The organism is Chthonomonas calidirosea T49 (assembly GCF_000427095.1).
GTDB classification, from domain to species: domain Bacteria; phylum Armatimonadota; class Chthonomonadetes; order Chthonomonadales; family Chthonomonadaceae; genus Chthonomonas; species Chthonomonas calidirosea.
Map to the genome: position 1 here is coordinate 2565578 of NC_021487.1, position 23602 is coordinate 2589179.

Here is a 23602-nt window from a genome sequence, read left to right on the forward strand (position 1 = left end):
CTCCTCGGTAAACAGGATGCAGAACTAAACTATTTCGGCCCCTGGCCTCGTTTCAGTATATCTGTTTTACCAAGGTCTTGATTAGGCAGACGGGCTGGTGGCGCTGTTGTGGCGTTTGGCGATTGCGGTGGCTCATCTCTATGGCAACCAGGTAAAGCGTAAGCACCAAACAGCACAGGAAGCAGCAGCAAGAGGGCGCGTTTGAACCGATTGTCTCGGTAGCGCATTTTTCTCTCCTTATGTTTAGAAAAAAGGCCGCTATCTCCGCGTAAGCGGAGATAGCGGCGCAACAGCGTAGGGGCTAGGGGGAATGGGAAACGCCATCCCAAGTGGCGCTAAACCAGTAACGATTGGGCACGACGGCGGGGGTGGTGACGCCCACATTGTAGGGGTCTACATAGGTGAGGTTGACCTTGAACCACTTCACGTGGCCGTCGGAAAAAGCGAAGTCGTTCCCGCCTTGATGGCGTGCACCGGTAGGCAGGTCGGAGTTCCAGCCGCTCGACGGGTTGCATCGCGGGTCGAACACCGCCGTATAGAGCGTTTGGCGGGGCGTGTCGCCGGTATCGCCCAGGAAAATAAATTGCGCTGGGAAGTTTACGGCGGCCAGGGAGCGGCCGGGCAATGTATTGGAACCTGTATCGGGCAGAACACAGCCGTCGCCTTGAAACCAAAGGCTATGCGGATTATCATGAGGCCCATAGCCGCTGCTCCAGTTGTAGCCGTAGCCCCAAACATGCTGGGTGCCTGTGCCCGGATTGCAGAAGTCCCCACTGGCCGGCACAAGCCGTTGACGGTCGGGACAGAAGAAGACATCGAAGTTCTTCACGTAGGGCTGAATGATCACCACAATGTCGTTGTAGACCCAGGTGTCGGTTCCAAAGGGAATACCGGGCTGAGGCGGATAGCCGTTGCCGGTGACACAGGGGAAGGTCTCGTCGTAGTCTTGGGTGTACATTAGAACGCCTGTGGCGAGTTGTTTGAGATTAGAGACGCAAGAGGCTTTACGGGCGTCCTCGCGAGCTTGGGCGAAGACGGGAAACAGAATAGCTGCAAGTATCGCTATAATAGCGATAACCACAAGCAGCTCAATGAGCGTAAACGCTCGGTTCCTGAAATTCATTTTCTTAGCTCTCCTTTCGAGGGGTTTTGTCTACCTTAATGCGATTCGAGTCCACCTCTCTTCCCCTTATGCTTATAGAATACTGGGTGAAAATTAAGGCCATGTTAAGTCAGAATTAAATTTTGGTTAAGGAGCGGCCGTACACTCTCCACTGCTCGTCAGTCTGTTCAGCGAATTTCCGATGTCAACCCCCTGAGATGTAAGGGAGGAGAAGGCAAACGGGCTCTTCGTCATTTTTTGCTGGGGGACGTCTTTTTGGGGTATGGAGGGGCGCTGCTGTACCACGAAGATCTTTTAGGGGCTTTCTTGCTTATTGTGACCGTAAGCCTATCCCTTTTGCAGAATGGGTAGGGGAGCATAGTCGGCAAACATGCATGCGATTAAGGCTCTGGGTCGAGACCGTCGGGCTCGTCGAGGCGTTCACCGTAGAGATAGCGAGCGCGGACTTTTTGATAGAACGTGGCGTGATCGAGCACGATGAGCTTTGTCACAAATTGAGAGCGTCGAACCACCACGCGATCGTTGTGTTGAATGGGAAACGGGTCTACGCCATCCATCTTGAAGAGTACGTCGCCGCCGGAGTCCTCGATGTGAATTTCGATAACATCGTGACAAGGGATCACCATGGGGCGAGCGCTGAGGGTATGGGGACAGATGGGGGTGAGGATGAGGGCGCCCATGGTGGGGGCTACGATGGGGCCGCCGGCGGAGAGCGAGTAGGCTGTAGAGCCGGTAGAGGTTGCGATGATCAGGCCATCGGCGGGGTAGGTGGCGAAAGGTGCACCGCCAAGCTGAAGGCGCAGATTCAGCAAGCTAGAGGTAGCGCTTTTCACGACGGCATCGTTAAGCCCGAGGTTGGTATGGACACATGTGCCATTACGCCAGACCTCCGCCTCGATCATCATACGCTCTTCGATGCGCACGTCACCGGCGAGGGCACGCCGCAGATCCGCATAAAGCGTTGAGGGATGCGACTCGGCGATGAAGCCGAACCGACCCATATAGACCCCCAAAACCGGCACACCGTTGGGGGCAGCCATGCGTGCTGCCGAGAGAATGGTGCCGTCGCCTCCAAGAGTCACCACAAAATCCACGGCCTCCCAAACGGAGGCGCAACAGGAGAGATCGGGGCGCTCCAAGCGTTTCGCGGTCTGCTCATCAAGCAAAACCTTCACGCCTGCCTCTTGCTGTAGCCAGGCGATAAGCTCCTTGCCCAACTGCCACGCCTGGTGATTTGTGCGATGGACGGTGATACCCACCTGTCGCACAGACGTTAGTGCCACATGAATACTCCTTTTCGGCTTCGGCGCCGGGTTTCAAGGACTTTGTCGCGAGGAGATTGCGTCCACTCCGTTCACCTTATGAATGCATTCTACCTCACGCCCCTTTTAAGGGCGAATGATGCGCGCCTTGCGCCCGCGCAGCATATGGTGCAAATCGGTTTTCTGCATATTGCGTTGCAGATAGTCCAAAAGGTCTTGTGGGCTGTTCAGCGGCTGAAAGAGCAGTGCCCCTCGAGGAGGGGAAAAGTGGAACGCCTCTTTGGTAGGGGAAGAGCCGAACTTATTGTCGCAAACGAGCGCAAAAGCGGTTGAGGGGCTGTCTCCGGAGGAGACGGGGCGGCGAATAGCAAGTGCGTCCACGTCATCGCCAACGAGTGAGGGATCGTGAGAAGAGGAGAGCGGCAGCGTTTCAAAAACAATGCGGTAGATGAGATGGTTTTGGGGAGAGATGTAGAGGCGAATGAGATTTTTTGTGGTGTCTTCCTGCCAAATCTCCACCCCATCGAGAGGAGGCAACCCTTCAAGATGGAGAGGCGGAAGCAAACGAGCGCCATCAAAACGATCTTGAATGTTAGCGAAGGGGTTCTGACCAAGCAGCATCATCACTTCGGGAGCGCTCATATCCATGCCGGGCAGTTTGGCAAGACCGGCGAGGTCGGAAGGGGCCGGGTGTTTGGTATAGTAGTTTTTCTCACTGTTGTAGGTCCAAAACGTTGTGCCGTCGCAAACCCAGAGGGCTGTCTGGACTTTATTGTTGGTATCGGTGGTTTTCAGCTCCATCCGAAACAGGTTAGGTTTTAGCATGCTTAGGGTAAGCGTGCGCGCTACCGACTGGGGTTTTAAGCCATCCGGAATGTCCGCATGCACAGGCGCTCCAGGCGGGATCATCCAATTGTAGGCGCTAAACACCGTCTCTTCCTGCAGGCTAGAAAGCATTTTGTAGGTTTGGAGGGTTTCGTCAAGCAGTTGAAGGGCCTTGGGATCGAACGGGGAGGCCTGCTGATGGCCTTTTACCAGGGGAGTGGCGTTGGCAGAACAGAGGCTATGAAGCAGGAAAGCAAGACCAAAAAGCAGGCCAAGAGAGGGTGGTCGCGCGCACATAGGTCATCTCTCTCGACGAATCCAGGGAATATCTGCGTGTCCCTCGCGCTGGTTGGCCACGCGTGCCAACACGAAAAGAAGGTCGGACAGCCGATTAAGAAAAGGCAGTACGGTGGGATTCATGCCGTTCTCTTTGTCCTCACCAACAGCGTGCCATAGGCTTACACACCGTCGTTCCGCCCGTCTACAGACCACGCGCGCCCAATGAAGCGCTGCAGCAGCGAGGGAGCCTCCCGGCAGAATAAAGGTATTAAGCGGCGGAAGCTGCTCTTCAAAGTGGTCTATAAGGCGTTCTAAGTATTCCACCTCTTGGGGCTTGATGCGCTCGATCTGCACGCGCCCGCGCGTGGTCGCCTCTGTGCCCGGAGTGGCCAGATCGCCGCCAAGCACGAGCAGCAGCCCCTGCAGTTCTTGCAGGAGAGGAACGATCTCCGAATCGTTCCACTGGGCGCAGGCAAGGCCGATGGCTGCATTCAACTCGTCTACTGCGCCATAGGCTTCAACGCGCAGGTCATCTTTGTCAACGCGTGTGCCACCAAAAAGGCCGGTTTGTCCAGAATCGCCGGTACGAGTGTAGATTCGTAAACTCATGGTCTGTTATGGGAAGAAGAGGCCGAGTCTTGTTAACCCTCGGCCTCTGGGGTACTACTTGTTACGATAGAAATCGGCGTTGATCTGGATGTAGTGTTGCCACTCTTTGGGCACGTCGCTATCCGCAAAGATCGCCGTAACTGGGCATTCCGGCTCGCAAAGGCCGCAGTCTATGCACTCATCCGGATTAATAAACAACATATCGTAAACCTTACCGTCCTCCGTGTAGACTCCCTCGTGAATGCAGTCCACAGGGCATACGGCCACGCAAGATTTGTCTTTCACTCCGATGCAAGGTTCGGTAATTACATAAGCCATCCTGTTGTTCTCCTCTGTTATGAATCTAAGAGTAGGGGTTGGAAACCCTTTGTGATAAAATTATACCTTTTTGTCCACAATTTTGGTTTCACTAGGAATATAAGAGTATTCTTAACCCGTTCCACCTCAAGCTTAGCTGGAGGGGCAGATTTCATTAGGGCGAACCGATTTTGCACCTTGTATGATACCCGCTAGCGGCACAAAGCCGTATTTTGCGCGTAGGCCTTTGCTTGTTAGAAAGGGTGTGCAGGAGAGCTTGGCGACTAAAAAGAAGGAACCAAACAGCTTGTGGCAAAATATAACAAGTAGATAGGTTTGACGGGTTAGGAGAATGGCTGCCATACCGCAACTCAGTGCCCATGATGTGGAGCGTCTCATTGCCCTCTGGAACTCGGAAAGAGAGCGGTGGCACGATCGCGTCTTTGCCTGGACGACGCTCACGCTCATTACCTCACTCGTGGTGCTCATTGCCGGTTGGGAAGCTTTTGCCCTACTACCCCTTACGCTCTCGTTACTGTTCTACTTCACCGCACCTTACATGTTGCCCCCGCGCCTTGAGCGGCTCTTGCGACAGTTGGCTGCCGTAGATAATCCGGAGTGCATTGGCCCTCTGGTAGATGCGCTCGGTCAGGGCAATCTACGTCTACAGGAGGCAGCCTCTTCTGCTTTAGTACGGCTGCTTCCGCGGCTGAGCGATACGGAGGCGCGCTCGTTAGGGCGTGGACGGTGGAACATCCTCTGCACTTGTTTCGGCAACTTGCCGCTTCCCATGCAGCAGGCGCTCTACTTGGCGGTGCTGCGCAAGGTTCCTGCGGATGGCAACCCTGTGCCGCTAACGGTGGTAGCCCACTTGGTTGCCGCGGAACGCTCGCTCCACCTGCCTCAGGAGAGGCTGATTCAAGAGGAGGCCGAACGCTGTTTGGAACGTCTATTAGACGCTTTTGACCCCCTTGCCGGAAAAACCCCTGAGGTGGCCATTACGTTCTGGTCGCGTAAAATTGTGGAGACCTACTACCCCACGAAGGCAGGAGCAGATGAGAGTCTGGCCATCCTAGCGCGCCCCGTTATTGCGCGGCTCTTGCGCCTGATATCGCCCGAATCGTTTCGCCAACTTCCTAAATCGGTGCGCCTCGTGCTCTATCAGGGGTTGCTGATAGATGTGTTTTACAGCGAGGTAGGAAGGTTGCACCTTAGCCGTTTAGGGGCGGACTATCCGGTGGCGCTGCTGCAGATGGTACGCAAAACAGGCGATGTGGTCGCGTTGCCTTGGGTTCGGAACTTCATCGTAGAAAACATCGAAGCCCCACCCGAAGCTCATGAAGTGGCTAAAGAGCTTTTGCCTCAGCTTGAGGCGTTAGCAAAACGCAACAAGGAGAACGCCCTGCTGTTGCGTGCCGGGCAGGAGCCGAAGTGCCCTCCTCAGGAGATGCTTCGTCCCTCTACCGCGCATAAAACATCCGAAGAGAATCTACTACACATACCCGATCCCTCCTCTTCCAAGCCAAACAGCGTTGAAAGGCATTAAAGGGGGCAGCGACGGCGGAGAAGAGAGCCATCTTCCGAGCGCTCCAGCGTCATAATGTGCGTAACGCCGTTGCGCAAAAGGTAAAGGCGTGCCTCTCTCAAACCCATTCCCACCTCTGCGGGCCGGTGGCTGTCGTCGCCGAAGCAGAAAGGGATGCCCATCGCATGGGCGCGTTGCACGAGCCAGGGGGCCGGGTAAGGAGTGTCTAATCCCTTTCGCCAGCCGGCCGTGTTGAGATCGAGAATCGCGCCGTAGGCTCGGATGGCCTCCAAAGCCATCTCCGCGGCCGCTCTTATCTCTTGCGTCTCCAGGGCCTCTAGCGACAGACCAATAGCCCTTGCGTTTTTTCGGATCAGGTCAAGATGCCCTACGACCTCCGGTCGTAGGGCCTCCACCATCTCAGCAACCTGCGCATAGTAACGTTTCGCGAAAGATACCACCCCACCGCACTCCTCCACAGCTTTTCGATAGTTTTCTGGAGACCCATCTATCTGAATCTCATAAACATAGTGAACGGAGCCGACCATGTAGTCGAAAGCAGGTCTTCCATTTTCAAGCTGCCGGATACGCAGGTTCCGCATGGTCTCTACATACGTCTGCTGTGGCACGACCTCCGCTTCAAAGCCGCGCAACACCATGAGTTGTGGTGCAAACGCATCTGCCAGGGTGTTGATCGTGTGCATGTAGCGATGGAAGTCGGCGATCAGCTTTTCCGCATTCCATCCAAGGGCGCGCTCCTCCTCGTAAAGAAATGCTTCCGGACGTGGGGCATGCTCGCTCACGCCGAAGGTATGATATCCCGCTGCCACCGCCGCCTCGAGCATCTCTCTCAGCATGCCCTCCGCGTGGTCGCAAAACTCTCCGGAGTGTCCTCCGTGCAACGATATGTGCCAGCAAGGACGTTCCTTCATGCTTCTTCTCCTTGCAGGTGATGACGTATCCAAAATAGGAGGAGCACCAACAGAATAGCTACTATAAGCGCGTCGGCACCGTGAAAAACCGTTTTAATGCGCTCTAAGTTGCCGCCGACGAGAACGCCGAGCCAGGCTAGGGCAAGGCACCAGGGCAGCGAGCCGAGAAAGGTGAGAACGAGGAAGGAAATGAATGGCATGCGGGCTACGCCTGCCGGCAGCGAAATGAAGGTGCGCACAACCGGCAAAAGACGAGAGACGAAGACCACAATGGCGCCTTGATGGGCGAACCATCGTTCTGCGCGCTCCAGGTCGCGCCGTCTCAGCAACACGTAGCGCCCATAGCGGAAGGCCACCTCACGTCCGCCGGTTGCCCCTATGCCGTAGGCCAAGGCGGAGCCCAGCACGCATCCAATGGCTCCAGCCAGGGCAACGAGGAAAAGGTTAAGCGTGGGGCGATGGTTTTGGGCGGCGATCCATTCTAGGGTCAAGGCCCCAGCAAACGGCATGATCACCTCGCTTGGCAATGGGATGCAGGCGCTCTCAAGAGCCATAAGTAACACAATGCCCCCATAGCCTCCACGAGCGATGACCGATTCGATCCAAAGGCTCACAGTAGTTAACAGATGGGTGAACACGTAGACTCCTCTTGTAGAACCAGACTGAATAGAAACACCCTTGCATCAAGGTGAAATCCTCTAGGCAGCAACTCTCTGCGTTTTGTAGGGAGCGCTTACGGATGAGAGGTTATATCCATAGGCTCTCCCTTTGAGGTTGGCGTGGATGCGTTTCCCGAAGCATCTTCATAAAGAGCCTCCTGAGCCTCCCAATCCGGCCCATGTGGCATGACCTCCGGTTCCGGCATGCGTGGCGGTGGTGATAGTCTACGCGCCTCGGCATAGACTTCGAGCACTTTCTGAGCCATTTGGGAAGGAGTATAGCGCGACGCATTGCGTCGCGCCGCACGACGCATCCGTTCGGCAAGCGCTCTATCGGTCAGAAGACGCAACGCCCTATCGGCGAAGGCCTCAGCATCCCCTACGGGTACCACAAATCCATCCTCACCCTCACTCACGGTCTCCGGTGCTCCTCCAGCATTTACCACCACGCTGGGTAACCCAGCTGCCCTTGCCTCGCCTACTACTAGCCCTTGCGTCTCTGTGCTCGAAGGGAAGCAGAACACATCGGCAGCAGCATAGATGGCGTCTAGCTCGTTTCGCGGAATGGGGCCGGGAAACCGCACAAATTCGGCAAGGCCTAGCTCTTGCGCTCGGGCTATGAGAGAAGGTTGTAAAGGCCCTTCGCCAACGAAGGCGAGCACGGCATTCGGGTAGGCCGCATGAACCCGTTGAAAGACCTCCAGTAACCACATCACATTCTTTTCAGACGCCAAACGCCCCACATAGAGCAAAAGGGAGGTGTTCTCGGGAACCTCAAGCCTCTGACGTGCCCGTTGTACGGCCTCACCCTGCAGCTGCGCTTCCGGTGGCAAGGGGATGCCGGTGGGAATGATAGTGATCGGTCGGTTGACCCCAATGCTCCGCAAGGCGTTTTCGGTGACCTTTGATGGGCAGATAATGCAACTACAGTGGTTATAATACCAGGGCAGATAGAGGTCGAGAAGCGTATTGGTAACCCCTTCTGGTAGGAAGGGCATGTAGTGTGCGTACTGCCAATAGAGGGTATGAAACGTGCTGACAAGCGGCACATGATGGCTTAGGGCAAGACGCGCTCCGGTAAGCCCTAGCACAAAGGGGGTGTGGGTATGGACGATGTCGAGCCGAAGATCGGCAAACTGGCTAGAGAGCACAATGCGCGGCCAGAAAGGGTAGGCCAGAGGATAGCCTCGATTGAAGATGGAGACGAACGAGGGAAAGCGCATCACATCCGGCTCGTCAGGAGGTTGCTGGCTATGAGCGGGAGCGAAAATGCAGACATAGTGGCCTTGAGCACGAAGCTCTTGGGTGAGGGTCAGCAAGGAGATCGTAACTCCGTTGCGCACGGGCGCAAAGCTCTCGGAGAACATGCCGATCCGCCACGTGCGCGGCTGTTGCAAGCCTGTATCTTGAACGTTTACTTGAGAATGAGGTGCAGCTTGATTTGACATTGTAACTGTTTTTACTTGACAGCCTATTGGGTAGATCCGTACTTGCTCTTTAACGCAAACTCTCGCTAGCTTTTTTGAGTTGTGAGTGGCCTATTTCTTATGGTTGGACGGCTTTGAGCGCTCTTTTGTGCCCAAACTTTTATACGTTCTTGTTATCTACAATACGGTCGGCGGCGATCTGCTCTGCGTAGGTTTCGATGAAGGCGAGAAGGGCAGAGAGCCGGAAGCGACGTTGGCGGGTCTCTTTCTTTTGGGAGGCCTGTGAGTGCTCTGGCTCCTTGCGATGGCATACAAGCCAACCAAGGTTGGTGTAGCGTCTTACGGTAGTGGGGCAGACGTTCAAAAGGCGTGCCACATCTTCTAAGGAAAGTTCGGGGTCAAAAAGCCGCTCAATAAGCTCCGCACGGGTCTCCTGGAAGGGGCGTTTGTAGTAGCCCTGTACGGCTTCTTCTCGTTCAGGGGCTTGGAGAGCAAACATCTGCTGAGCGCGTTCAAAGAGGCGGCGATGAAGTGCGATAGCCGAAAGGGGATCCTCTGGTTGTGCGGAGGCCGCTGGTTTTGTTGACTCTGCTTTTCGTGGACGCTTTTTGGAAGGTTTTGCTGCGGGATGGTTTGAGGGCAGGAACTGGGCAAACTCGGGGATGTCCACCTCCAGAACGTCCGAATCGGAAGCGGAAGAAGGCTGGAGAGCGCGCTTGGCAATAGGGCTGTTGGAAGCTTGGCAGGTGGGGCGCTCGCTGTTAACAACAGGGAAGAGGGAGAGCGAACGATGCCGGTTGGCTTGGGCTATCGCCTCCTCTTGGGGTGGTTTAGAGGGTTCCGTTGAAGGGGGAGCGGTTGCTGCAACGGGCATGGTCTCTATCATCGTAAGGGCGGTGTGGTTGGTTGTAACAGTCTCAGGGAGCGAGGAAGTTGGGGGGGCTTCCTGACCGTTTTCGGGCTCGGATGCGGTTTGTGTTGGTTCGGGCGTAGGATGTTTGATGAGCCGCTCTACCTCCTCTTCGTCCACAAAGCGGGCTTCCAGATATTTTTGCCACTCCTCAAGTCGCACGGTCTCTCTCCCACAAAAACGGATTTACAGGATCAGCATGGCATCGCCGAAGCTATAGAACCGATACTCTTTTTCTACGGCCTCTCGGTAGGCACGCAGCACGAGCTCCCGGCCGGCAAAGGCACTTACGAGCATCAGCAGGGTAGATTTAGGAAGGTGGAAGTTGGTGATGAGGGCGTCTACCGCGCGAAAGGTATAGCCCGGCGTAATAAAAAGATGGGTTTCGCCCTGGAACGGAGCGACGCGCTGGCCGGGGCGCGCGTGTTGTGCTGCCGTTTCGAGAGCGCGAACGCATGTAGTTCCCACCGCCACGATGCGTCCGGAAGCCTGATTAATGACTTGTGCGGCCTCTTCTGAAAGCATCACCTGCTCACCATGCATCTTGTGCTCTTCCACGTTCTCTTCACGGACGGGGCGGAAGGTATCCACGCTGATATGCAGCGTCAACTCTACCCGTTTTACCCCTTTGCGCGCGAGCGCATCCAAGAGAGCTTCATTAAAGTGCAGTCCCGCCGTAGGCGCCGCTGCGGAGCCAGGACGATGACCGTAGACGGTTTGATAGCGCTCCTCGTCCTCAACGCTCTGATGAATGTAGGGCGGTAGCGGAATCTCGCCCCATGAGGCGATGCGGTCACGCCACTCTCTGTTAGGCAGTGAGAGAAGGCGACCTCCCTCCGGGGTCACGCCCACCACTATCGCCTCGACTCGATCGTCGTTGGGGCCAATGAGAGTTAACTTTCTACCGGGCTTTAAACCGGGGTGCACCAGCGCCTCCCAGTCCGTCTCTGCCACAGGGCGTAGCAGCAAAACCTCGGCAGGTTTTCCGTTCTCACGCTGTGCTTGAACTCGTCGGGCGGAGACGCGTGTATCATTGAGGACGAGCACATCCCCTTCTACAAGATAGTCTGGTAGGTCGCTGAATTTGCGATGTTCGATTCGTTCTTCTTTCCGGTGAAGCACTAGCAGACGCGATTCCCCGCGCGGCAGGGGTGTCTGGGCGATGAGATGCGGTGGAAGTTCGTAGTCAAAAAGTTCGGTGCGCATGGCGTTCATAACAAAAACCTTAAGTTTGATAGGCCTCCTTCCCTCACCATGGCGCTTGAGGCCCTTCAGTAGCCCAAGGAAGGAGGTTGTTTTCAATACACGGCGCTCTGTTACGTAGGAAGTATACCGCAATCTGTTGCGTGATTTCGACTTTTGTCCCCCCTTAGCTTCCTCGATGCTAGGGCAAGTTGGCAGGGCAGGGTCATCTTATCCGTCCCTGTCCGATCCTCCCTGGAGCGTCGGCTTGACATTGTTGGGTAGGAGGTTGCCATCGGCAAAGGCGCCGCTTGTAAGGGCGCTCACCGCTACATGCTCCGTTCCCTAAGGAATGGGTCATGGCTGTAGGTGTAAGAAACAACAAAAACCTCCCTCATCTACATTATGATGAGGAAGGTATCATCGTCGAAAATATAACTTTTTTAAGCGTAGATTTTCTGTATATCGAAACCATCGCGTTGAGAGACTTGAGGACTGACGGCTCCGATATTCTCCTCGAACGTTTGCAAATTACCCAGAGCGGTAACGCAGGTGTGGAAGATCGGCTTACCGTCGGGGCGCTTTCGCGAGAGCGTGTAACGAAGAAGCGCTCGCCCTGGCTGCCCCGGTGCATTCCACTCCTGCATGAACTGATCGTTGATTCGGCCATGACCATGATCGAAGACTTTCATGGCCGTCATGCCGATGCCGGCTTTGCTAGCTTCAGCAAACACCTTCTCGGTTTCCGGTGCTGTGCCGTAGCTAAACCACACCTGCATGGCATCAATATTGCCTCCCTCGATCTCGGCCGAGATGATATCCGGATAGGGCACGTAGGGATGTTGAGAGACCCCGAAGTAGCGCACCTTGCCCTCTCTTTTGAGTCGTTTGAAGACCTGATAGGAGACGTTATGGATGCGGTAGGCATCTACGGTTTTCCAGCCAAAGTGGGCGCGAAAGATGTCGTAGTACTTTAGCCCGTTCTGCTCGAGCGACGAAACCACCTGGTTGTAGGCTCGGTCGTAGTCGTCGGGATGATCGGGGGTATTGTCTACGGTGATATCACAGTAGAAGGACTCACGTGGCAGTCTCTTAATGACATCGGGGATGTTCTGTCCCCAGTAGCCCGCTTTGTGGATGAAGTTAATGCCCAACGCGAGGGCAGGAGCAAAGAGTTCCGGGTTCCAGTCGTAGCAGATGCAAACGGGGGTTACCATCATGTGTCCGAGGCGAGTACCGAAGGGCCGTTTCGGCAGCTTACCGAAGGCCGCCACGATGGCCTCTGCGGCCTCAGCGCGCTGACTACGGGTGAGGGAGATACCGGAAAGTGTGGCCGAAATGAGGCCAGGGCCGGCAGCGGTTGCAACCGTGAGGGCACGCATGAACTCGCGTCGCGTTAGCGGTCTTTCCTTGCTCTTCTCACGAAGATGGGAAAGCAGTTCTGGATCCTGCATAATCGTTCCTCCTTTGTCAATCCTCTTGCGGGGTTCCGAATAGGAGTGTAGCCCTCGGCAAGAGCGAAAGAAGCGTTTGTTAAAAAGCAGCTCGATTAGGATAATAGCGCCCTTATGCCTTAAATTAAAAAAGAAAAAGTGCTCCAAAACCGATCACACTATTATTGTAACGTACGTGCACGCAATTGTCAAGTTCTTGCAATTGTCGACTCGCCGAGTTCCTTCGAAAAGTCCAAACCGGCGATCCCAACTTGACGTTTTCCTTGTGAATAAGTAGAATACGCAGCATGTCGGACTCAGATGTTTTGCCCACTTCGGAAAAAGCGACGGTAGAGCCGTTCCCGTCGAACTATGTAGGGCGCACGCCGCTGTTAAAGCAGTATTTTACTACCCGTAGCGAGCGTCCGGGGGTCATTTTGCTGATGCGTGTAGGCGACTTCTTCGAGGCCTACGGGGAGGACGCGGAGATCATTGCGCATGAGCTGCAGATCGCCCTTACGGGTCGTGATGACGGAGGCGTACGGGTGCCGATGGCCGGTGTGCCCTATCACTCTGTGGAACGCTATATTGCTCGGCTCATCGCGCGGGGCCATCGTGTGGCCCTCATGGATCAGGTAGAGGACCCCCGATTTGCCAAAGGGCTGGTGAAGCGGAAGGTCACGCGGGTCGTTACCCCCGGCACCGTGCTGGAAGACGCCATGCTCGATTCGCGCAGCAACAACTACCTTGTGGCGGCCGTTATCGGAGACCCGGTGGCCGGGGTGGGCGTGGTGGATGTCTCTACAGGGGAGTTTCTTACCACAGAGATCGAAGGAGAGCGACGCAAGGAGCGACTTCTTGAGGAGATCGCACGACTTGAGCCGGCGGAGATTTTAGTGCCAGAGGGGGTAGATGCGGAGCTGATTGAGGCCATCAAGGCCACCTGCACCGGTTCAGTAACTGTTATGCCGAGATCGGAGGGAGGGCAACGCTCCACCAGCACGGATAGTCGGCAGCTGCTGTTGGCCCATTTCCAAACGCAGTCGCTGCGCGGCTTCGGCTGTGAGGAGTATACGGCTGGCATAGATGCCTGCGCGCTCATTCTGCGCTACCTCCGCCAGACACAAATGGGGGCACTGGCGCATATTCGTAGCCTCGCCACTTACTCCACCGAGGAGTTCATGACGCTAGACTCGGCAGCACGACGTCATCTTGAACTTCTCGCCCCCATGGGCGATGGTGGTAGGCAACGCACGTTATTGGGCGTTTTAGACGAGACCCTCACCCCCATGGGAGGCCGTCTGCTGAAGCGATGGATCGAGGAGCCGCTGCTGGAAGTGGGGCGTATTCAACGGCGCCAAGAAGCTGTGGAGGAGCTGGTGCGGGACCCCATTCGCAGAGGAGATCTACGCGATCTTCTGAGAGGAATGGGCGACATCGAGCGTCTTGTGAGCCGTGCGGCCGCGGGGCTGGCTAACGCCCGCGATCTGGTGGCCTTGCGCAATGCGCTGCTTCGGCTACCCAACATCGCTACCGTGCTCGCTGGTGCCCGCAGCGAAAAACTGCGCGATCTGGCCTCTCGTCTCGCGTGCCCGCTGGACATCGTGGAGCGAATCGGTCGAGCTATTCAAGACGACCCTCCGGCCGGCTTGCGCGAGGGAGGGCTTATCCGTCCCGGCTATCATGCGGAGCTAGACAAACTGCGCGCTGTCTCCGCCGATGCGAAGGGCTATATCGCCAACTTGGAGGCCACCGAGCGGGAACGTACCGGCATCGCTTCGTTGAAAGTCGGCTACAACGCTGTGTTCGGCTACTACATCGAGGTGACCAAGGCCAACCTCTCCAAAGTGCCAAGCAACTACCTACGCAAGCAGACCACGGTGAACGCCGAGCGCTACATCACACCTGAACTCAAGGAGTATGAAGCGCTTGTTTTGGGAGCTGAGGAAAAGGCGATTGAACTGGAGTATGAGCTGTTTCTCGGCGTACGCGAGCGGGTTGGTGAAGCGGCTCCCGAAGTGCTGGCTGTAGCGCGCGCGGTGGCCGAGCTCGATGTGCTGGCAAGCTTTGCCGAAACGGCCGTACGCCACCGTTATGTGCGTCCGGAAGTACATGAGGGCGACTCGATCCATATTCTCGGCGGACGCCACCCCGTCATCGAGCGCATCGGCCTCGGAGGCGACTACATTCCCAACGATTGTCACCTTGATGAAGAGAACCGGTTGCTCATCATCACAGGCCCCAACATGAGCGGAAAATCCTCTTACCTCCGTCAAACCGCTTTGATCGTGCTTCTAGCCCAGATCGGCAGCTTCGTGCCGGCCGACTCGGCCTCCATCGGCATTGTAGATCGCATCTTCACTCGCGTGGGCGCCCATGATGAGCTTGCTAGCGGCCAATCCACGTTTATGGTGGAGATGAGCGAGACGGCCAACATTTTGAACAATGCCACCGCCCGCAGTCTCGTGATCCTGGATGAGATAGGGCGTGGCACCAGCACCTACGATGGCCTCTCTATCGCGTGGGCGGTAGCAGAATATCTCGTGCAGATCGGCTGTAAAACACTCTTCGCTACACACTACCATCATCTCAACGAGCTGGCCAATCGCTATCCGGTGGTAAAGAACTTTCGGGTGGCCGTTCGGGAACAAGGAGAGCATATTATTTGGTTAAGAAAATTAGTACCGGGCGGAACCGATAAGAGCTATGGGATTCAGGTAGCCCGTATGGCCGGTGTGCCCCTAGAGGTGGTAGAGCGGGCAAAAGAGATACTCAAAAGCCTTGAAAAGGGTAGCGCCGGGGTCACACGCGATATTGTGGATAGTGGTCAACAGGTTCCTGAACGCAAGCAGAAGCTGCAGCTTACGCTGTTTGAACCCGAGCGGCATCCCATTCTAGAGGAGTTGGAGGCGCTCGACATCACCACAATGACCCCGATGGAAGCGCTGATGAAGATAGAGGCATGGCGTCGGCAGTTGAAACAGGGGAGATAGTCTTTCGCCGGGCCGATAGCAGGAACGCATAGAGAATGGATCTTTTTAGCAAAAGTCGGAGTCGTCGTTTTGAGCAGTTAGCAAAACCGCTTTTTAAACCACTCTATCAAGCGGCCCTCAGAATGACGCGCAACCGCGAATGGGCGGAAGATATAACCCAAGAAACGCTGATTCGAGCCTACGAACGCTTCGATCAGTTTGAAGAGGGAACCAATTTTCGTGCATGGTTGTTTACTATTCTGACAAGAGTTTATATTAACGATTATGAGCGCGGCAAGCGAAGGCCGCTGACCACCTCTTTCGATTCGGGGGTGGAGGGCAGTACGTGGGATTTCCCCGCACCGCCGCAGAGCGACCCCGCCGTCCTCCTTACGGAGAACCTTTTAGATGAAAAGCTCCAAAAAGCGCTCGACAGCTTGCCGGAAGAGTATCGAACGGTCGTGCTGCTGGTAGATGTGGAAGAGCTGAGCTATCAGGAAACGGCGGATGCCCTCAACATCCCTGTGGGAACGGTGCGTTCCCGTGTGTCGCGAGGACGAGCGTTGTTGCGCCAAATGCTGACCGGTACGGAGCCGACGGCGCGCAAACAATCGTGAGCTGTAAAATACAAGGAAAGCACGCACTACTACGTGTCGTTATCAGAAGACCATGAGTCACAATGAGAATGAGGCCGAGGCGATGAAGGGTTCGTGCGGGGAAATGCACGACCTCCTCGCTGCCTACGTGGACGGAGCGCTACCGGAAGACCTCCACGAACAAGTGAAGAAGCACCTAGAGGTATGCTCCTCCTGTTATGAGGAGTCGAAAGGCCTCGCAGAGATACGTCAGCACCTGCGTGCCCTTCGTGTTCATCAACGCCACATCGAGCCGGCTCCGCATGTGTGGCGCGAAGCCCAACGCGTTTGGAGACGCAGAGAGCGGCTTGAACGCGCGCGATTCGCCTGGCGTCCAGCACTAGCCTTCTCCATGTTACTGCTTGCCATCTTTAGCTTTGTCTGGGCACGCCTTAATAGCCCCGATATCTTCCCCGTGCGCGCCGCTCTTCAGGACTTTGAGCAGGTGGAGCGAACGGTGGTTCAACCGGCCTTTGCGCAGCCAAACCCCGACCGCGCTGCGGTTTGGCTGCGCGATCGCCTGCACGCCAACGTCCCGCCTATTAACCTTTCACTCTCGCGTGGAGAGCTCTTGGGGGCCGATGTCGTCTCTCTCGATGGTGTGGCCGCTGCTCGTCTGCTCTACCGCACCCCACATGGGCTTGTGGGCATCTACATTGTGCCCCATCACGGGCGGTTCGGCTCCTCGCTAAGCACCTTGGCATTAAATCGGAGGCGATTTTACACTATGTCTCCGCCAAAAGGCCCTGTGCTTTACGCCTGGTCGCGCGATGGCACTGGCTATGCCCTGCTTGTGGATCGGCATAGTGTGCCGCGCGACACGTTGCTCAATGCGGCGCAGGCCACCGATCCGCCTGGCTCGACACCCTAAGGTAAGGCATAGCTAAAGCGTCACAGGCACACGCTGTCCTTTAGTGGCCGACTCGATCGCTGCAAACACCATGGCAAGGCTTTTGATGTTATCGTGGCACTCGCCCATAGGAGGCAAGCCCGTTTCAAGGGCGCGCAAAAAATCCCTTAAGGAGCCCGCGATGCCCCCCGGCTCCGGCTCTATGGCAACAGTGCGCTCCTCCGTTTTAGAGAAAAAGCCGTTCGGCTCGACCACCACTTCGGCCACGATCTGGTCGTGGCCGTTCCATGTGGCGGTGCCCTTCGGGCCCACGGCGCGCCACTCCGCCTCCCATGAGGTCATTCGCCCCTCAGCACACCAAGAACCCCGATAGGTATAGCGCAACCCACCCGTCATCTCGAAGCAGGCATTGGCACAGGCCGCCCCACGGTACCAACTCCAAGAAGGGTTGAACTCCTCACAATACACCGAAACGGGATCGGCTCCGCTGAGATAGCGCGCGGCGTCGAACGTGTGAATGGCCATATCGAGCAGCAGCACATGATCCATCTCATCACGAAAGCCACCGAAGTGAGGGCCGAGATAGAAATCCGAATTGAGAATCTCGATGGGGCCCAGGTTCTCATGAATAAGCCTACGATAGGCTGCAATGCGCGCGTCGTAACGTCGACTTTGGCTCACCATATAGAGTTTCCCGGTGCGTTCCGCAACCGCCACCATCTCGCGGGCGGCCTCCATCGAGTGGGCCATGGGCTTTTCGCCCAACACCGGTAGGCCAGCCTCAAGCGCCGTAATGGTCACATCATGATGCGCTTCGGGGACGGTTACATCTACCACGAAGTCCGGCTTCGTGGCCTCAATGGCCTTCTTGAGGTCGTCCCCAATGTAGATGTCGGAAAGCTCTAGCTCTTGGGCGCCCTGTTCGGCTGCTTCTGGCCGAATGTCCACCCAACCCACCAGTGTCGTCTGATCGCACTCCGTGAGATTGCGCGCCCAAGCGCGCCCCATGCCGCCAGCGCCCACCAAAAGCGCCTTTTTCACCATACGATCCCTCTCACTCTGTTTCTAATTCCTCATTTCTAACTTCTAATTCTTAGAAAGACCGCTTCTATGCTACCTCAAGGGCCTGTTTTTCTTATAGGCTCTCGTTCTATGCTAAGATTCTTTAGGGAGGTTTTGCGAGAACGTTTCGTGGAGACAGAAAAACCTATGATTGCTATTGTAGACTATGGTATGGCCAATCTACGCAGCGTGGAGAAGGCATTGCAGCGTGTGGGCGGGGATGCCAAGATCACCTCTGACCCCGATGTTATTGCGCGGGCCGAGAAGGTGGTGTTGCCCGGAGTAGGGGCTTTTTGTGCAGCGATGAGCAACTTACAGCGTAGCGGCCTGCAGGAGGCCGTTATGCAACATATCCGTAGCGGCAAACCGTTCTTAGGGATCTGCCTCGGACTTCAGATGCTGTTTGAGGAGAGCACGGAGATGGGCACAACGAGCGGTTTAGGGGTGCTTCCGGGACGAGTGAGGGCCTTTTTTGAGGACGGAGGGTATTCCGATGTGTCGAGATTAAAGGTGCCTCACATCGGGTGGAACGCCCTGCACCTCACGCGCCCATCGAAGCTGCTATGTGGCCTACAGGAGGGGGATAGGGTCTATTTTGTTCACTCCTACTTTCCCTGCCCGGCCGATCCCTCTGTGGTTATCGCCACAAGCACATATGGGGAGGAGTTCTGCTGTGCCGTCGAGAAAGAGAATGTGGCCGCGACGCAGTTTCACCCGGAAAAGAGCGGAGCCGTTGGGCTGCGCATTTTGCAGAACTTTGTGAACTGGTAGACTTCAAGAGGCGAAAGAGAGGATTTTACATGGACATCTATCCGGCAATTGACTTGAAAGGTGGGAAGTGCGTGCGCCTCAGCCAGGGGCAGTTCGCACAGATCACAACCTATTCGGAAGACCCCTTAAAGATGGCCAAAAGATGGAAGGCGGAAGGCGCTCAACGGTTACATATTGTAGACCTCGATGGGGCGCGCAAGGGCAGTCCAGACCCAACGAACCTTGAAGTGCTACGCCAAATCGTGCGGCAGGTGGGGTTACCCATACAGTTTGGCGGCGGGGTGCGTAGTGGAGAAGTAGTGGAAAGGATGTTGCGCCTCGGTGTGGAGCGGGTGGTGGTGGGCACGACGGCGGCCACTGAGGAGAAACTTATCGAAGGGTTGTTTACCGTGTATGGCGACAAGATCGTCGTTGGGGTAGATGCACGGGATGGTATGGTGGCCATTCAGGCCTGGCAGATGCAGGTAAACGAACCAGCTCTCAGCTTCATCGGGCGAATGGTGAAATTAGGCGCTAAACGGTTTGTGTTTACCGACATCTCAAAAGACGGCATGCTTGAAGGGGTGAATTTAGAGGCCATTCGCAATGCGGCCCAGGCAGCTCAGGGGCGGCCGCTTATCGCCTCCGGAGGCGTTACCAGTATGAAGGATATTGAGGCCCTCCTCCAGTTGCGTCAGCAACATCCTAACGTCGAAGGGGCGATTATCGGAAAGGCGTTATACGCCGGCACGCTATCGCTGCCGGAGGTCATTGCGCGTGTGAAAGCAGGATAGAGGAACGGCAATGTCGGAGAAGATGCTGGCTTTGGTCAACTATGCGAAGCATGCCGGCGCGGTAGAGTTGCGCGAAGTGCCCGTGCCCAGCATAGGAGAAGAGGACGTTCTGCTGGAGGTGAAGGCGGTAGGCATTTGTGGGAGCGATCTGCATCAGTATCACGCCACCCACAGCTGGAAGGTGAACTATCCGGTGATTCTTGGCCATGAGTATGCCGGTGTGGTAGTGGCTAAGGGAGCACGAGTTCGTCGGTTTCAGGAGGGCGATAGGGTAACCGGTGAAACGGCGGCTGTGATCGATCCCGACTCCCCAATGACTCGGCGCGGGCTTTACAATCTCGACCCTGCACGGCTTGGTTTCGGTTATGGAGTAGACGGCGCCATGGCGCGCTATGTGCGAGTGCCTGAACGCTGCCTTCATTCTCTGCCCGAATCGCTTCCCTTCGAGCATGCGGCGCTTACCGAGCCGTGTTGTGTGGCCTATAACGCCGTCTGTATGAACGTCCGCATCCGCCCCGGCGACGCTGTGGCCGTGCTAGGGCCTGGGCCTATTGGCATTCTCTGCACGCTCATGGCGCGTCTCAATGGCGCCAATCCTCTCGTCGTCTACGGACTACCGGCTGACCGGCATCGCCTTGAGGCAGCACGGGCCGTGGGAGCAACGCACGTGTTCGCGCTGCCTCCTCAAGAGATGGCCGATACCGCTAAGCTTTTTACCGATGGGTACGGCTTTGATGTGGTGGTGGATGCCTCCGGCGTCAGTGCCTCCCTGCAAACGGCTCTGCAGCTGGCTCGCCCCACAGCTCAGATCGTGAAGGTTGGCTGGGGACCGCAGCCCTGCGACTACTCGCTTGACCCTGTGGTGGCTAAAAACCTAACAATACAAGGCTCGTTTAGTCACAATTGGCCGATTTGGGAGCGCGTTTTGGCCATGTTGGCCTCCAGTCAAATCGATCTAAAACCGGTATTAAACCGCGTTGCCCCGCTCCCGCAGTGGCGCGAATGTTTTGAGGCCATGGCTTGTGGGGAGGTGGTAAAGGCCGTGCTTACACCCGTGTAAGCGCTACGGCGCACCCTGGCGTTATGTTTTTTTATAAGAGAGGACAAGAAACATGGCACAGCTGATCGTGATGCCCCAGCTTGGCAATACCATGGAGGAGGGTACTATCCTTCGTTGGCTGAAAGCAGAGGGTGAAGAGGTTCGTAAAGGTGAGCCGTTGTTAGAGGTGGAGACCGACAAGGCCTCTATGGAGGTAGAAGCAGAGGCCGACGGCGTTCTGTTGAAGATTCTCGCTCAACCTAACACCACCGTTCCCATTCGCCAGCCTATTGCCATTGTGGGCGCACCTGGGGAGGACGTCTCTTCCCTCCTCTCCTCAGAGCTGCGGCAAAGCAGCGTTCTATCTGTAGAGGCAGCCGTACCAGCATCGGTCGCTTCCGTAGCCGAGCCCTCTGCTTCCGTGATTGCTGAGGGTGGGTCGCTGCGCATCTCTCCGAGAGCGCGACGCCTTGCTGAGGCGAAGGGCGTACCGCTTGCAGCGTTAGAGGGGCGTGGTTCTGGGCCGGAGGGGCGCATCATCGAGCGCGATGTGCAGGCCTATCTTGCCGCGGAGTTGCAAGTGTCCGCGCCGCGTCCACCACGATTTACCCCTCTTGCGGCTCGCCTCGCCGACGACTTGGGCGTAGCTGCCGATGTCGTGGCTGCGGCGTCCTCTGGATCCCGTGTACGCAGCGACGACGTTAGGCGCCATGTGGAGGCCCGGCAGAGCCAACCCTCCTCAGCAGAGCAGACCCAAGATTTTGAGGAGATTCCGTTGGCTGGCATGCGGCGCCGCATTGCCGATAACATGGTGCGCTCTGCCTTTTCCGCCCCTCATGTTACTCTAGTTACCGAGGTAGATATGAGCGCATGTTCGGAGCTTCGCAGCCGCCTTTTGCCGGAAGTAGAGCGCATTTACGGAGTGCGCCTATCGTTTACCGATATGTTGGTCAAGGCGGTGGCACGCGCTCTCGAGGAGCATCCGCGCCTCAACGCCACGCTGCAAGGCGATGTTATCCGCCTGCATAAGTCAAAAAACATCGGCGTGGCCGTTGCACTGGAAGAGGGTCTGGTAGTGCCCGTCTTAAAGCATGTTGAGAGTTTGACACTCGGACAGGTGGCGGCACAACTAAAGCCTCTCATCGAACGTGTGCGCAGCGGAAAGTTCAGCCCGGAGGATGTAAGCGACGGAACGTTCACCATTACCAATCTCGGTCCGTTTCATGTGGATAGCTTCAACCCGATTCTTGTACCGGGACAGGCGGCCATACTTGGAGTCGGGCGCATTCAGGAAAAGCCGGTGGTTCGCAATGGAGCCATCGAGGTTCGACCATGTATGAATCTCTGTCTCTCGTTCGACCATCGTCAGGTAGACGGTGCGCCGGCGGCCCTGTTCCTTCAGCGGCTCTGTGAAATCCTCGAATCGCCCTACAGCCTGCTCATTTAGGGAGAGTCCTTAGCGTGCTCTCCGCCCTCATCCCTCCCATTGGGGAGCGGGACGCCGTTGCAGATAGCAGGCTCCTCGCTAAACAATGCGCCCCCATTCAAGGCGATCCTGTTGGTGGTGCTTACCAAATATTTTGAACATTTCTCCTATCGCTTGCGTCTCTATACTCGGAACGGCCACGAGAGACCAAAACTAAAGAGGATGACCGTTTCAAAAAGCGAAAATCCAGACATTGAAAGTGTAAGGAGGAAATCTCAACAAATGATCTCTACCCAAAAGACTCGAATGCTGCTTGCAGGGGCAGGTTTTGTGAGCCTGCTAGGGCTTGGGGCGTTCGTTCAAAACTCTTTCGCCCAGAGCCAACCGCCGGCTCACCGACCTAACCATCGCCCAATGGCTCGAACCGAGAAGCACCCCGAGATTCGCCATGCGCTCTTTGCGCTCAATCGCGCCAAGATGTTCCTGTCGAAAGCGCAGCATGACTTCGGTGGCCATCGCGAGAAGGCACTTGACCTTACTCAGCAGGCCATAAGAGAGTGCCAACTCGCCCTGCAGTACGACAAACACTAATCCGGAATAGCCTCTAAGGCCCTCAGCGCCCCTGTAGAAAATGCTTTCTGCAGGGGCGTCTGCTCGCACTTTTCACCCCTTATCTCCCGTCTATCTTTTTGGAAACGTAACACTAGGCACGACCATCGGCTCACGTTTCCTCTTCGGTTTCGTTAAACCACACTAAGCCTGTAGGGAAACAGGCATCCCAAGCAAGGAAGCGATCGGTAAAGTGGTGATTGTTTTCGTCTATTTGCTGTCATCGAAATTAATTCGGAAAGGGCCAGAGTGTAAGGTATGTGGTTAGACAGGGCGATAAGCTGGACGAGGTGCATCCTCACTAGCATTTTTGGGGTCGGCTTTTGCTATCTACTGTTCAGTGTACAGGCTGCCCGCGCTGATCTCATTTTCGACTCGAATACGCCTCATAAGGAGATTTGGCAGCAGGTCTACGATTCGCTTCCAAGCGCTTTAAAGACTCAAAAAGCGGTGGTGGTAGAGGTGGTATCAGCCAAGACAATGCAGCAACTGTTTGAGAAGACGATGGGGCAGCCCTGTTCGGATGTGGTAGACGGTTGTTACTATTCGGGAGGGGATCGTATTGATGCCGATGCCACAATCCTGCTCCTAGATACCCTTCAGGGCGATCGAGCACGCATGGTTTTCGCCCACGAGTACGGCCATTTCGTTTGGGATCAGCTTCTTACTTCGGCGGAGCGCGACGCTTACAAGGCCGTGTGGCAGCGGCAGCTTCGGAAGCACTGTTTAGTAAGCACCTATGCCTCGACCTCGGTGGAGGAGGGTTTTGCCGAGGCTTTTTCGGCGTATGTATGTGCACGTCAAAAACTCGATACCTGCGACGTGCTTTCCGAGAAGTTCCTCAACAAGCTGGTTTCACGAAGAACCGATCCATCACAAGTGGCTACCTCCTCTTAGCCTAAGTTTTGGCTAGTTACTTTGTCCTGCTGTTAAGTAGGTACATCTTGTCGGGTAGAACGCCTGCGAATTACTGTATAATACACAGAAGACTTCCCCATAGAG

General features: G+C 56.0%; 23 protein-coding genes. 10 read left to right on the forward strand and 13 right to left on the reverse strand.

Annotated elements, in window-relative coordinates:
• Positions 1-29: 29 nt before the first annotated feature.
• The 6 genes from CCALI_RS10695 to CCALI_RS10720 form a co-directional block, all read right to left on the reverse strand.
• Positions 30-227 carry a hypothetical protein gene (locus CCALI_RS10695; protein ID WP_016483500.1) on the reverse strand — a complete coding sequence of 66 codons (198 nt, stop codon included), beginning with the start codon at positions 225-227 and terminating at the stop codon, positions 30-32.
• Between the two features lie 74 nt (positions 228-301).
• Entirely contained in the window at positions 302-1123 is an 822-nt protein-coding gene (locus tag CCALI_RS15340; protein ID WP_016483501.1) for a DUF1559 family PulG-like putative transporter, read from the reverse strand.
• Positions 1124-1503: 380 nt separating this feature from the next.
• Positions 1504-2406 (reverse strand): NAD(+)/NADH kinase, encoded by a 903-nt coding sequence (locus tag CCALI_RS10705; protein WP_016483502.1) that lies wholly within the window; start codon positions 2404-2406, stop codon positions 1504-1506.
• A 105-nt stretch (positions 2407-2511) separates the two neighbouring features.
• Positions 2512-3507, reverse strand: a complete 996-nt coding sequence (locus CCALI_RS10710) for a DUF2092 domain-containing protein (RefSeq protein ID WP_016483503.1) — start codon at positions 3505-3507, stop codon at positions 2512-2514.
• Positions 3508-3510: 3 nt separating this feature from the next.
• Positions 3511-4098 carry a cob(I)yrinic acid a,c-diamide adenosyltransferase gene (locus CCALI_RS10715; protein WP_016483504.1) on the reverse strand — a complete coding sequence of 196 codons (588 nt, stop codon included), beginning with the start codon at positions 4096-4098 and terminating at the stop codon, positions 3511-3513.
• A 54-nt stretch (positions 4099-4152) separates the two neighbouring features.
• The gene (locus tag CCALI_RS10720) at positions 4153-4416 is read right to left on the reverse strand and encodes a 4Fe-4S dicluster domain-containing protein (RefSeq protein WP_016483505.1); all 264 of its coding nucleotides are present in this window, start codon (positions 4414-4416) and stop codon (positions 4153-4155) included.
• Between the two features lie 331 nt (positions 4417-4747).
• Between CCALI_RS10720 and CCALI_RS10730 the strand changes: the two genes are divergently transcribed.
• Entirely contained in the window at positions 4748-5941 is a 1194-nt protein-coding gene (locus CCALI_RS10730) for a hypothetical protein (protein ID WP_016483506.1), read from the forward strand.
• Here the strand turns inward: CCALI_RS10730 and CCALI_RS10735 are convergent.
• From CCALI_RS10735 to CCALI_RS10760, 6 genes are all read right to left on the reverse strand, one after another.
• Positions 5938-6852 carry a histidinol-phosphatase gene (locus tag CCALI_RS10735; RefSeq protein WP_016483507.1) on the reverse strand — a complete coding sequence of 305 codons (915 nt, stop codon included), beginning with the start codon at positions 6850-6852 and terminating at the stop codon, positions 5938-5940. The two genes, CCALI_RS10730 and CCALI_RS10735, sit on opposite strands and share 4 nt — an antisense overlap.
• The gene (locus CCALI_RS10740) at positions 6849-7490 is read right to left on the reverse strand and encodes a DedA family protein (protein WP_016483508.1); all 642 of its coding nucleotides are present in this window, start codon (positions 7488-7490) and stop codon (positions 6849-6851) included. Before CCALI_RS10740 ends, CCALI_RS10735 begins: the two co-directional genes overlap by 4 nt.
• Before the next feature lie 95 nt (positions 7491-7585).
• Complete coding sequence (locus tag CCALI_RS10745) at positions 7586-8959, reverse strand: glycosyltransferase (protein ID WP_016483509.1); 1374 nt, start codon at positions 8957-8959, stop codon at positions 7586-7588.
• A gap of 139 nt (positions 8960-9098) precedes the next feature.
• Complete coding sequence (locus CCALI_RS10750; protein WP_016483510.1) at positions 9099-10010, reverse strand: helix-turn-helix domain-containing protein; 912 nt, start codon at positions 10008-10010, stop codon at positions 9099-9101.
• Between the two features lie 24 nt (positions 10011-10034).
• Entirely contained in the window at positions 10035-11054 is a 1020-nt protein-coding gene (gene queA / locus CCALI_RS10755) for a tRNA preQ1(34) S-adenosylmethionine ribosyltransferase-isomerase QueA (RefSeq protein ID WP_044950369.1), read from the reverse strand.
• A 419-nt stretch (positions 11055-11473) separates the two neighbouring features.
• Positions 11474-12484 carry an aldo/keto reductase gene (locus CCALI_RS10760; RefSeq protein WP_016483512.1) on the reverse strand — a complete coding sequence of 337 codons (1011 nt, stop codon included), beginning with the start codon at positions 12482-12484 and terminating at the stop codon, positions 11474-11476.
• A 287-nt stretch (positions 12485-12771) separates the two neighbouring features.
• Here CCALI_RS10760 and mutS point away from each other — a divergent pair, with 287 nt between their 5' ends.
• The 3 genes from mutS (at position 12772) to CCALI_RS10775 (ending at position 16941) form a co-directional block, all read left to right on the forward strand.
• Positions 12772-15456: a DNA mismatch repair protein MutS gene (gene mutS / locus CCALI_RS10765; protein WP_016483513.1), complete on the forward strand. Its 2685-nt coding sequence runs from the start codon at positions 12772-12774 to the stop codon at positions 15454-15456.
• A 35-nt stretch (positions 15457-15491) separates the two neighbouring features.
• Positions 15492-16052 carry a sigma-70 family RNA polymerase sigma factor gene (locus CCALI_RS10770; protein WP_016483514.1) on the forward strand — a complete coding sequence of 187 codons (561 nt, stop codon included), beginning with the start codon at positions 15492-15494 and terminating at the stop codon, positions 16050-16052.
• A gap of 82 nt (positions 16053-16134) precedes the next feature.
• Positions 16135-16941: an anti-sigma factor family protein gene (locus CCALI_RS10775; protein WP_016483515.1), complete on the forward strand. Its 807-nt coding sequence runs from the start codon at positions 16135-16137 to the stop codon at positions 16939-16941.
• A 12-nt stretch (positions 16942-16953) separates the two neighbouring features.
• Here the strand turns inward: CCALI_RS10775 and CCALI_RS10780 are convergent, their stop codons facing one another.
• Positions 16954-17964 carry a Gfo/Idh/MocA family protein gene (locus tag CCALI_RS10780; protein WP_016483516.1) on the reverse strand — a complete coding sequence of 337 codons (1011 nt, stop codon included), beginning with the start codon at positions 17962-17964 and terminating at the stop codon, positions 16954-16956.
• A gap of 165 nt (positions 17965-18129) precedes the next feature.
• Here CCALI_RS10780 and hisH point away from each other — a divergent pair, with 165 nt between their 5' ends.
• From hisH to CCALI_RS10810, 6 genes are all read left to right on the forward strand, one after another.
• Positions 18130-18753, forward strand: a complete 624-nt coding sequence (gene hisH / locus CCALI_RS10785; RefSeq protein WP_044950371.1) for an imidazole glycerol phosphate synthase subunit HisH — start codon at positions 18130-18132, stop codon at positions 18751-18753.
• Between the two features lie 29 nt (positions 18754-18782).
• Positions 18783-19526 carry a 1-(5-phosphoribosyl)-5-[(5-phosphoribosylamino)methylideneamino]imidazole-4-carboxamide isomerase gene (gene hisA / locus CCALI_RS10790; RefSeq protein ID WP_016483518.1) on the forward strand — a complete coding sequence of 248 codons (744 nt, stop codon included), beginning with the start codon at positions 18783-18785 and terminating at the stop codon, positions 19524-19526.
• 10 nt (positions 19527-19536) lie between these two features.
• Positions 19537-20586 carry a zinc-binding dehydrogenase gene (locus tag CCALI_RS10795; RefSeq protein ID WP_016483519.1) on the forward strand — a complete coding sequence of 350 codons (1050 nt, stop codon included), beginning with the start codon at positions 19537-19539 and terminating at the stop codon, positions 20584-20586.
• 52 nt (positions 20587-20638) lie between these two features.
• Positions 20639-22012 (forward strand): dihydrolipoamide acetyltransferase family protein, encoded by a 1374-nt coding sequence (locus tag CCALI_RS10800; protein WP_016483520.1) that lies wholly within the window; start codon positions 20639-20641, stop codon positions 22010-22012.
• A gap of 261 nt (positions 22013-22273) precedes the next feature.
• A complete protein-coding gene (locus CCALI_RS10805; RefSeq protein ID WP_016483521.1) occupies positions 22274-22582 on the forward strand; it encodes a hypothetical protein in 309 nt (102 codons plus the stop codon).
• 276 nt (positions 22583-22858) lie between these two features.
• The gene (locus CCALI_RS10810; protein ID WP_016483522.1) at positions 22859-23497 is read left to right on the forward strand and encodes a peptidase MA; all 639 of its coding nucleotides are present in this window, start codon (positions 22859-22861) and stop codon (positions 23495-23497) included.
• The last annotated feature ends 105 nt before the right edge of the window (positions 23498-23602 follow it).